Source organism: Anaerococcus porci, assembly GCF_009696575.1.
Classification (GTDB): Bacteria; Bacillota; Clostridia; order Tissierellales; family Peptoniphilaceae; genus Anaerococcus; species Anaerococcus porci.
The window spans coordinates 161,576-172,010 of the sequence record NZ_VULQ01000004.1 but is presented as its reverse complement, the minus strand read 5'-3'; the positions used below and the strand labels follow the sequence as shown (position 1 = coordinate 172,010).

The window sequence follows — 10,435 nt, the reverse complement described above, 5'->3', positions numbered from 1 at the left end:
AGTGAAGGTAAACATCATCTAGTTGCTACAAATGCTGTTGCTAGAAAACTTTGTCATACTATTTACGCTGTTTTAACTAAAAACGAAGATTATCAAGTTCAAGCTTAATTTCAATACTTATTTTTAGCCTGAGTCTTTAGGTTTGTTTCTCATGCCTATTTTTAGTTTTTATTATGTTATTTTTATTCAATATCTTTTTCTAATTTTTTTCATTTTTACTCTTGACTTTTAATGGTTAGTCTTTTTTATTATTTTTCATTAACTTAGACTAGCACTTTAATGAAATCATCACTTTTTATTAAACCTCCCCTCAAAACCTTGGCAAATATCCCCTCCTTCGGCATTATACAGTATCCTGTCATCTTCTTAATTTCACAGCCATCATGGCATTTTTTACCTATTTGGGTAATCTCAAGTAGACACTCTCCGATTTCAAATTTTGTTCCTAATGGAAAATCATAAAGTTTAATTCCTTCTGTCGTTAAATTTTCTGCAAAATCTCCAGGCTTAAACTTAATATTTTCATTTTCCATCTTATTTATTGACTCTATAGCTAAAAGAGAGACCTGCCTGTGCCAATTTCCAGCATGAGCATCATCTTTAAGTCCAAAATTTTCTATAAAAACTCCTTTATCTTGGGGGATTTTTTTAACTCCCTTAGTCTTTGATATATTTATCGATATAATCTTTCCATCAGTCATGATCTGTAAAATCTCCTTTCAAAATATCAAGTCCGTGACCTAAAAATGGTCTTATGGCATCAATGGCTTCACTCACAGCCTTCGGAGAGCCTGGAAGATTAATAATTAAAGAATTCTTAGCTATTCCAGAAACCGCCCTTGAAAGAGCCCACATTGGTGTAATTTCCTTAGAATAAAACCTTATAGCTTCAGAAATTCCCGGAGTATTTTTCTCTATCAACTCTTTTGTGGCCTCTGGTGTATTATCTCTTTTTGAAAAACCAGTTCCTCCTGATGTAAGAATTAGGGGAATATTTTTGTCTACTAATTTTTTTAATTCATCTAATATTTTTTCTTTATCATCAGGAATAATATTAAAGTACTCCATTTTATAATCCTTATCCATTGAATCAAGAAGAGCATCTTTGCACTTATCCTTTTTTTCTCCACCACTTCTTGAGTCGGATAGAACAATAAAAGCATACTTATAAACCTTCTCTTTTGTAGTCACCAGACTTTCCTCCCTTTTTTGAAACTAAATATATATCCTCAATAACCATTGACTTATCAAGTGCCTTACACATATCATATACTGTCAAAAGTCCAGCAGAAACCCCTGTTAAAGCTTCCATCTCAACACCAGTTTTACCCTGACATTTAACTAAAACTTCACAGAATAAATTCTCACCTTCAAAGTAAAAGTCTACATTTATCCCATTTAATAACAGTGGATGAGCCATAGGTATTATTGAAGAAGTATTTTTTACAGCTTGGATTGCTGCTACTTGGGCAATAGCAAGAACATCTCCCTTTTTTATCTTTTCATCCTTTATAGCCTTTATAGTCTCATATTTTAATTTTATTGAACCTTTGGCAAGAGCTTCCCTTTGGCTGATTTCTTTTTGTGAAATATCAACCATTTGACCTCTTCCAGACTTATCTAGGTGTGTAAACATCTATCCTCCTATCCTATTCATTGATTCACTTATACTTCCTTCTTCCAAGTAATGTCTTAAAGGCTTTTTGTATAAGCTTATATCAATAAGCTCACTCAATTTCTCCCTATCATCTAGACCTTCTTTTAAATCTATTTTCACATCTGAATGAAGACATGGTCTTATAAATCCATCTGACGTTATTCTTAACCTGTTACATGTTGAACAGAACCTATGAGAAAGCGGATCTATAAAGCCTATCTTAAAGTCAGAGTCCTTCATTTTATACAAGCTTGTTGGAGAGTTTTTATCAGGATTTTCAATCCTTTTTAATTCATATTTTTTTACTATATCATCACTTGATAGAAAATTATCCCTAGCAAAATCTTGAGTTTTGCCTATAGGCATAAGTTCTATAAATCTTAATCCTAAGTCATTTTTCTTAGAAAACTCTATAAAATCTAAAACTTCATCCTCATTTATTCCCTTTATAAGAACGCAATTTATCTTAACTCCCATACCAAGTGACTTAGCTTTATATATTCCTCTGAGAACTTTTTTTAAGTCTCCATTTTTGCTAATCTTTTTATACTTTTCAAATTCAAGACTATCAAGAGATATATTAAACCTATCTAATCCATTATCCTTTAAAACTTGAACCTTTTCTTCTAAAAAAAAGCCATTACTGGTCATTGATAAGTCTTTAATTTCTTCAAATGAAGAAAGGTACTTTACCAAAGTTTCTATATTTTTACGAACTAGTGGTTCTCCACCTGTAAGCCTTACCTTTCTTATCCCCTTCTCTACAAACACTTCCACTATATTTCTTATATCCTCAAAAGATAAAATATCGCTGTGGTCTTTTTTATTTATTCCATCAGGCATACAATAAGCACACCTTAGGTTACATCTATCAGTAACAGATATCCTAAGATAATCTATTCTCCTATTAAACTTATCTAACAATTAATCACTACTTTCTTTTGTATATAATATATTACTATACCAAGTATAACATTTTTTTAAAAATTAAAAAAACATTTTCACAAAATAAAATAGACATTACAAACCAATCCTTCTAAAGTAGATAAATAATTAAATTAAAGTTTTTCCACCAAGATGCATTAATCTAAATTAGATTAAAATAATGCCTTGACCTTCAATCTTTTATCTTAATATTACTTATATATTGAAAACATCTACTGCTATAAAAGATTGTTTTAGTTTTTTAGATTCATACTATACACTAAATTCTGTTACATTTTAGTTAATCTTATTTTCTTCCTAGTTTTACAACTTTCTACTTCTCTTGGTTTGTGTATTTATTGTTAAGCTTTTCTTTTTAAAAATTTTTGTACTTATGTGCTTTTTATATATTCAATGGTATCAATATTTTCTTTAGCTTGTATTTTATATTATATTACCTATTAGCATATATCTTATGGCTTTACTTGCTCATGTTTATTAAGAAGGTATTCTTATCTTATGCTTTAAGATAAAAATAATCATCCCAATTTTAAGTAGTAACTACAAATTGTTATGGAATACAACCCTAATTTTTGCAATATTTTCAAATAATTTAATGTCCTTATCCTAAACAAAGTATTTACATTTTTTATATAGTTAGGCTCTTTTTTTCAAAAAAACACCTCCACTTAGTTAGCTAATTTTAGACTATCTACTTTGGAGGTATTATACTTCATTCTCATATTAAATTTTATCTATAAGCTTCATACCAAAATTCAGCAAGTCCGCGTCTTACAACATATCCTTCTCTTATCTCTTGAGATTCATATTGACCTTTTATTTTACCTGAAAGTAAGTCTTTACATAAGGACAAATAATCCTTAATTATAGATTTATCTTTAAATGGGCCATCATGTCCCATACAGATTTTATCAATATCATCATAGTAATTCATAAGATTTTCTAATGAGCTTCTCATAGTTTCGATTTCTTTTTTAGTTGATCCTTGCTCTTTTGATTTACAAGGTATTATTATCCCTTGATTAAGGGCATCTCCTGCATAAAGATACTTTGTAGAGCTACTTAAATATCCAACAGAGCCTTTAGTATGACCTGGTATTTCAATTGTAGTTAGTACTGTTGTCCCTAATTCAAACTTATCACCTTCACTCACATTTTTATATTTTAATTTATCAGGCATATTCTCATTAACATAAGATTTTAATTCTTCGATATCTCCTTTGGGAAATCTTACAGGCCCTCTTGTTTCAATAAACCATTTGATCATATCTGGATTACCAAAATGTTCATCTAAGAGTTCATCATCCCTTTCATTCATGTAAATATCATCAAAGTAATAGGCGTTTCCTGCATGATCTAGGTGACCATGGGTTAATAGCACTAATATATCTTTGTCAGTTATCTCTCTAATCTCTAATCTAGGATCACCAATTCCTGAGCCTGTATCAATTAAAGCTGATTTTTTATCTCCAACAATCAAATAATAATTGTCTAAGTTATAATCCCTGATACAGTATTCATTGTCTGCTAACTTAATTATCTCTTTCTTTAATTGAGTCATTTTATTTATCTTCTAACTCCTCTTCAAGTTCTTCTTCTCTAATTTTTGCCTTGTGTCCTACTTCTATACTTATTTTTTCCATATCTTTATCACTTAAATTATAAATTAGTGTAAATATTAAAAATATAAGTACACATCCAATTGCTGGTAAAATAGCTGAAAGATGTCTAATATTTTCTGCAACACCTGGTGCTTGCATAGCCTGTAAAAGAGGCTGAAATCCTACTGATGATAAAAGCAGTGTAATAAATGTAGTAGATAAACTAGCCACTAAAAATACTACAAATGTTACAATTGAATAAACCATTCCATCATTTCTTTCACCTGTTAGCCATACGTGATAGTCTACACCATCTGCTATAAGTGACCAAATTAGCAATGAATAAAACCCAGTAAAAAATGAAGCTATTCCTTGTATAATAACCCAAGCCATAGGACTTACTTTCACAAATGCGAGAAGACCATATAAAACAGCCCCAATTATCATCGGCCATGTTATTAAATTCTTTTTACCGAATTTTTTAAGTAAAGGTTTTAGTAAGGGCATACACATTATCATAGGAATCATTTGAGCAATTCCTGCATAAGCTAAGGTTTTAGTTTCACCAAAATAAACTTGAAACACATATTGATTTGTAATTCCTGTAGTTTGTATGAAAAATTTTACTATAATATAAGCTAAAATTATTGATATCATTGGTCTATTTTTTAAAAATGACAAGAATAATTTTTTATAGTTAACAGCTTGCTTTTTCTCACTAGATGTTGTTATAACAATTCTTTCTCTCGCCCATCTTGTTGTGAAAAATAAGCATATTATAGAAAAAACACCACCTATTATTGATAATATTAAGAATCCTTGTGCAGTAGCTTCATTCAAGTTGTTAAAAATTAATAAAGGGGCTACTGTTTGAACAATAACATTTGCACCAAGCGACCCTATAGATCTAAAGTTAGATAATTCTGCTCTTTGCTCTTGATTTTGAGATATAGAATTTAGCATAGTTCCATAAGGAATATTCCAAAACGAGGATATAACTCCCCACAAAAAATAAATTATCAAGCACCAAGCCACTTTGAGTCCATAAGGAAATCCTGAAACGTCTATAAATAACATTACTGTCATTATTGCCATTGGCACAGATACTTTTCTTATTATATTATTATATTTCCCATATTTTGTTCCAGCAGCTTTATCTGTAAACCTACCTATAAAAGGATCATTAAGTGAATCTAATGCCTTACAGACTGCTACTATTACTGCAAAGTGACCTGCTCTTATCCCTACAATCGATGTCATAAATAATAACAAATATGTATTAACTATTACTTGTAAAGTATTTCCACCTAAATCACCAAACATATATCCAAGTTTATCTCTTATAGAAAAACTTGAGGCGCTCTCGACATAATCAATATATTCTTTGTCTTTACTAATATTTTTCTCTTGCATACGTTCTCCTTGAAATTATTACGTAAACGATTACGTTAATTAATTTATACTATATATAAAAAAATAAGTCAAATATTTATCACATATTTGACTTAAAAATTATTCGGCATTCTATTTCTTTTTTAACCATTTGAAATTTTTCTTCATTTTTTTGATAACTGCTATTATTAATCAATGAGTTTATTGCTACTCTCACAGCTTCTTTACCTTCTAGTATTGGGTTATTATCAATAATACATTTACAAACCCCATCTTTAAGAAAACTTTCAGAAGCTTTATTTCTTCCAGCACAGATGAAAAATACCTTATCTTGATAATTTAGAAACTTAATAATATTTGCTAAGTAAATACTCGATCTAGCAGTGGTTGCAAAACAAGCATCTATGTTCACCGTTTTAAATATATCTCTTATTTTCTTTCCTAGCTTTTTCTCGAACTGGTCAAATCTATATAAATTGATATTTTTCTTATATGAACTTATATAATCAACAAATCCTTTACTGGTTTTATCTTCCCCAAAAAAAGTTTCATTCTTATTTTCAATCAGCAATATATTACTTATATTTTTATTGAAATAAGTCATCATTTCAACTGCAAGTCTTCCAATTTTTTCTGCCTGATCTGTAACAATTATATTTGCTTTAATATCATACTTTAACTTATGTAAAGCAATAATAGGGATATTCAAATCAAATAGATTATTAATATATGAAGATATTTTTTTATTCGAACCTACAATATAGATTATAGCAGCGTCTATTTTTACATCTTTTAGCTTTAACTCATTTAGTTTTTTAAGGTATTTTCTATCAACTTCCTCAAATGAAGAGCCACTATAATATAACTCATGAAAATTTATTTTAGCATCGTCAAATTCACTCTTGCCCTGTTGATATCCTTCCCACAATAAATCTGTATAATATTTTGAGTTTTTATCTTTAATTGGAAAAATAACTAATACATTAAATTCTTTTCTAATGGCTTTAGCATTAAAATTTACTTTATAATCAAGTTCATTTGCTAAAGCAATTACCCCTCTTCTTGTTTTTTCTCCTACACCTTCTTTATTATTTAAAGCTCTGGATACTGTTGCTGTACTGACATTTAATTTTTTTGCTATATCTGATATTCTTATATTTTTCATTTATAACCCCTACCCATCACATAACAATACCCAAAACCAAATAAATAATTTCACATATAATTACATGTTTGATAGGGTATTTTTTAACATTACTAGCAAAATCAATTGAAATTCTAATATTTATACTCCTATCCAAACTATACTTGATATTAGAATTATTGCTTCTATCTTAATTATTAGACACTTTAACAAATCTATTATTACAAATAGATTTTTATATATATATTATAATTAATATAGAAATCCTAAAAACATCTTCTCTTTGTGCTGAATTTATTGAAAAGAGATTATATCTTAGTTAATATTTTTTAGTTTTTACTTTCTACTTCTCTTAGTTTATATATTATTATTTATGAAATTTGATTTTTTTAAGCCTTTTGTACTTATATGATTTTTATATATCCTACGGTATCAATATTTCCTTTAGCTTGTATTTCTATATATATTATACCATCTATTAACATATCTCTTATGACTTAATTAGCTTATCCTAAACAAAGATTTGCAACTTTCACATGCCTAGGCTCTTTTTTCTAAAAAATCACCTCCAAGTATTTAGCTAATTTTAATTTGTTAGACTATCTACTTTTGAGATATTGTTAAATTATTATTGCTTAGTTTTAAAGCATTTCTAAAAATGCTTGGACTCTTGTATTTATTTGACCTATATCAGCTTGTGAAAAGTCTGTTTCTAAGGATATATATGGGATATTTTTTTCTTCTGTAATATATTTTCTAATGCTTGTTGTTTCTATTGCATAGGTATGGCATGATTGAAGTTCCATATCAAGAACTCCGTCAACCTTGTACTTATCTATTAGTTCACCCAAAAGCTTGTATCTATTTTCATTAGGGCTCATTACAGAACATCCTATATTAATATATCTTTTGGCAATTGCCTTTAATGGATTTCCTGTATTTTCTTCCACAAACCTGTCATAATTTTTCTCACCAGAACAATTTTCATAGCTTACAACAACTCCACCATTGTCTTCAACTGCTTTTATAACTTTTTCAGTTGCTCCACCTATTGGACAACCTGTAATAAGAATTCTTGGCTTTTTCTCACGAGTTTCATCATATTCTTCCATAACTTTATCAGCCAAACTCTCTAGCTCTTCTGGTAGGTTTTCCCTATCAAATCTAAATGTTGAGCCAAATAAAACCTTAAAATAATCATAACCTGACATAGGTGTTGGGTCATATGCCATTGTAGATGCAAGCTTTTTGAAAGCCTTTCTTATCCTGTTTTCAAGTTTTATTTGTTCTTCTAATCTTTCTTCTGTAATATTAGTTTCAAACTTTTCTTCTACAATATCTTTTACTCTGATAACTTCTTTTTCCCACAAGTCAAGAGAATCTTCTGATTGATTATGTGGAAGCTGCATAACATGAACTGCTTTAAACCTAGCCATCAATTCATACATCTTTTTCTTGCCATCACAGGTTGTCTCTCCTATTACTAAATCTGAAAAGTGAAAGAAGGGACATTTATCTGTTATAGCAAAACCATATGATGATTTTATAAGTGGACATAAGTTTTTAGGTAGTTCTTTTTCGGCTTCTGCTGTTGTTTCATCTGAGGTTGAACACAAGCTTACTGTAGCAGCACCTGCGGCTTGGGCGATTTCTCTTGGAAAATATGTACAATACATTCCCACAACTGGCTTTCCGTTGTCTTTTACTTTCTTAACAGCTAGGAAAGAATTTTTCCTCTGTTCTGCAAACTCTTCAAATACTTCTGGTAAATCTTTTACTAATTTCATCTTTTTTTCTTCTCCTTTGCAAGTAAACTTGCTCCAATAGCTCCTGCATAAATTCCATCTTCATGACCATAAACATTTTTTTCAGTCTTTTTTGAAAGAATTTCTATAAAATAATCAATCTTTGATAAGCCACCTGTAAGAATAATATCTTTTGGAAGCTCCATTTTTAGGCACATCTTGCTAACCTTATCTGCAACCGAATCTACAACTCCAGCCGCTATGTCTTCTTTTTTTCGACCTTCTCCTATGTAATTTATAATCTCTGATTCAGCAAATACTGTACATAAGGATGAGATTGGTAAGATTTTTCCATTTTTAGATAAGTTAAATAATTCATCTATAGATAGGCCAAGCCTATTTGCCATAATTTCTATAAATTTTCCAGTACCAGCAGAACACTTATCATTCATCAAAAAATCTTTAACCATACCTTTTTCTATAATTATTATTTTTGTATCTTGGCCTCCAACATCTATAAGACCTATATCATCTTGTTTAGAAAGAAATTTCCCACCTCTAGCATGACAGCTTATCTCCGTTACAGTAAAGTCAGCATAATCAACTGCAACTCTTCCATAACCTGTAGCAAGGACCCTTGTATCCTTACTTTTTAAGTCAATATTTTTTTTTAATAAATTTTTATATATAAGCTCACTAGTCTCCTTGCTAGACCAGCCTGTTGGTAAAGAAAATATAAAATTTTCATCTCCTTTTACACAAACCTTGGCAGCTGTTGAGCCTATATCTATACCTACGTAGTACAAGTACTAAACCTCCATAACTTTTATAATACTAAAAGAGAGTTCATTTTCTTCCATAATTTTTCTTATTTCTTCTTCATTATCAGTGAAGAACTTATAACAAAGACCACACCCTGCTCCAAGTTCATCAGGGATGGGTATAAGTTCTCCTTTTAAATCCTTCTCCTTGAAAAATTCTTCTGTTAAAATAGCTTCACTTGTAGTATCAAAACCTACAACAACATTCATAAATCCCCCTTTCATAAGTAAAGTATAACATATTACATTTTCCGTTTCAATAAAACGTTTTTCTTAACTTAATTTATCATATTATGTTATTATATATATTAAAGATGTAAAGAAGAGGGGATTATGAATAAAATTAAGACAGAATCAAAAATCGGAAAAATAAATAGGACTTTTATAAAGGATGAGGCTTATAATCTTCTTTCCCAAAAAATTATTAGGGGAGATTTAAGACCTTGTCAAAGACTTAGGGTAAAGGAACTTTCAGATGAACTTGGTATTTCAAGGACTCCTGTAAGAGAGGCTCTACTTCAACTTGAAAGTGAGGGGCTTGTTTTGACTAAGGCCAATAGGTGGACAATTGTCGCACCAATCAATCCAAAAGAAGCTTTAAATATATATCCTATAATATACAGCCTAGAAGAGCTAGCCTTAGAAGAAGCTTTTGATAAAATTGGCCCAAAAGAAATTAGTAAACTAAGGGAAATAAATGATAGAATAAAGTACTTACATGACAAAAGTGACCAATTAGGGATAATAAAGAAAGACAATGAGTTTCATAACTACATAACAAACTTATCAGGTAATGAAGAAATTGGTCCCATTTTACAAAAGTTAAAAAGAAGGGTAGAAAGAATGGAGCTTTACTTTTTTGAAAACTCTGAAAGTAACTTCACAACTTATATAGAACATCTTAAAATAATAGAATCCTTAGAAGAGGGTAAGCTAGAGAAGTCTAAAAAGGCCCTTGTTAGAAATTGGACTTCAACTATAGAAACTATAATTAATTTATCTAAAGAAATAAATATAGAAGATAATGAAATTTCAAACTGATTTTCTCATTTTAGTATATAAAATATTATAAATAAAAAGCTTTTGCAGGCTTAATTGAAACTTGCAAAAGCTTTACTTATTTTTATATT

General features: G+C 29.5%; 11 protein-coding genes. 1 reads left to right on the top strand and 10 read right to left on the bottom strand.

Annotated elements, in window-relative coordinates; genetic code table 11:
- Positions 1–263 precede the first annotated feature (263 nt).
- The 10 genes from FYJ26_RS04960 to FYJ26_RS04915 form a co-directional block, all read right to left on the bottom strand.
- Complete coding sequence (locus FYJ26_RS04960) at positions 264–701, bottom strand: MOSC domain-containing protein (RefSeq protein ID WP_154540241.1); 438 nt, start codon at positions 699–701, stop codon at positions 264–266.
- Positions 694–1,191 (bottom strand): MogA/MoaB family molybdenum cofactor biosynthesis protein, encoded by a 498-nt coding sequence (locus FYJ26_RS04955; protein ID WP_176269763.1) that lies wholly within the window; start codon positions 1,189–1,191, stop codon positions 694–696. Before FYJ26_RS04955 ends, FYJ26_RS04960 begins: the two co-directional genes overlap by 8 nt.
- The gene (gene moaC, locus FYJ26_RS04950) at positions 1,166–1,636 is read right to left on the bottom strand and encodes a cyclic pyranopterin monophosphate synthase MoaC (protein ID WP_154540237.1); all 471 of its coding nucleotides are present in this window, start codon (positions 1,634–1,636) and stop codon (positions 1,166–1,168) included. The genes FYJ26_RS04955 and moaC overlap by 26 nt, the downstream gene beginning before the upstream one ends.
- Entirely contained in the window at positions 1,637–2,581 is a 945-nt protein-coding gene (gene moaA, locus FYJ26_RS04945) for a GTP 3',8-cyclase MoaA (protein ID WP_154540235.1), read from the bottom strand.
- A 751-nt stretch (positions 2,582–3,332) separates the two neighbouring features.
- Positions 3,333–4,163 carry an MBL fold metallo-hydrolase gene (locus tag FYJ26_RS04940; protein ID WP_154540233.1) on the bottom strand — a complete coding sequence of 277 codons (831 nt, stop codon included), beginning with the start codon at positions 4,161–4,163 and terminating at the stop codon, positions 3,333–3,335.
- A gap of 1 nt (position 4,164) precedes the next feature.
- Positions 4,165–5,616 (bottom strand): MFS transporter, encoded by a 1,452-nt coding sequence (locus FYJ26_RS04935; protein WP_154540231.1) that lies wholly within the window; start codon positions 5,614–5,616, stop codon positions 4,165–4,167.
- A gap of 79 nt (positions 5,617–5,695) precedes the next feature.
- A complete protein-coding gene (locus FYJ26_RS04930; RefSeq protein WP_154540229.1) occupies positions 5,696–6,760 on the bottom strand; it encodes a LacI family DNA-binding transcriptional regulator in 1,065 nt (354 codons plus the stop codon).
- A 620-nt stretch (positions 6,761–7,380) separates the two neighbouring features.
- On the bottom strand, positions 7,381–8,526 hold the full coding sequence (locus FYJ26_RS04925) for a double-cubane-cluster-containing anaerobic reductase (RefSeq protein WP_154540227.1): 1,146 nt from the start codon (positions 8,524–8,526) through the stop codon (positions 7,381–7,383).
- Entirely contained in the window at positions 8,523–9,290 is a 768-nt protein-coding gene (locus FYJ26_RS04920) for an acyl-CoA dehydratase activase (RefSeq protein ID WP_154540225.1), read from the bottom strand. The genes FYJ26_RS04925 and FYJ26_RS04920 overlap by 4 nt, the downstream gene beginning before the upstream one ends.
- Before the next feature lie 3 nt (positions 9,291–9,293).
- Positions 9,294–9,515 (bottom strand): DUF3343 domain-containing protein, encoded by a 222-nt coding sequence (locus tag FYJ26_RS04915; protein WP_176269761.1) that lies wholly within the window; start codon positions 9,513–9,515, stop codon positions 9,294–9,296.
- Between the two features lie 123 nt (positions 9,516–9,638).
- On the opposite strand from FYJ26_RS04915, the gene FYJ26_RS04910 reads away from it, so the two are divergent.
- Positions 9,639–10,346 carry a GntR family transcriptional regulator gene (locus FYJ26_RS04910; RefSeq protein WP_154540221.1) on the top strand — a complete coding sequence of 236 codons (708 nt, stop codon included), beginning with the start codon at positions 9,639–9,641 and terminating at the stop codon, positions 10,344–10,346.
- Positions 10,347–10,435 lie beyond the last annotated feature (89 nt).

Bases quoted from the DNA above. Each gene is read 5' to 3' on its own strand.
- FYJ26_RS04930 (WP_154540229.1), bottom strand. From the start codon at position 6,760: ATGAAAAATATAAGAATATCAGATATAGCAAAAAAATTAAATGTCAGT.
- moaC (WP_154540237.1), bottom strand. From the start codon at position 1,636: ATGTTTACACACCTAGATAAGTCTGGAAGAGGTCAAATGGTTGATATT.
- FYJ26_RS04915 (WP_176269761.1), bottom strand. From the start codon at position 9,515: ATGAATGTTGTTGTAGGTTTTGATACTACAAGTGAAGCTATTTTAACA.
- FYJ26_RS04935 (WP_154540231.1), bottom strand. From the start codon at position 5,616: ATGCAAGAGAAAAATATTAGTAAAGACAAAGAATATATTGATTATGTC.
- FYJ26_RS04940 (WP_154540233.1), bottom strand. From the start codon at position 4,163: ATGACTCAATTAAAGAAAGAGATAATTAAGTTAGCAGACAATGAATAC.
- FYJ26_RS04910 (WP_154540221.1), top strand. From the start codon at position 9,639: ATGAATAAAATTAAGACAGAATCAAAAATCGGAAAAATAAATAGGACT.
- FYJ26_RS04960 (WP_154540241.1), bottom strand. From the start codon at position 701: ATGACTGATGGAAAGATTATATCGATAAATATATCAAAGACTAAGGGA.
- FYJ26_RS04925 (WP_154540227.1), bottom strand. From the start codon at position 8,526: ATGAAATTAGTAAAAGATTTACCAGAAGTATTTGAAGAGTTTGCAGAA.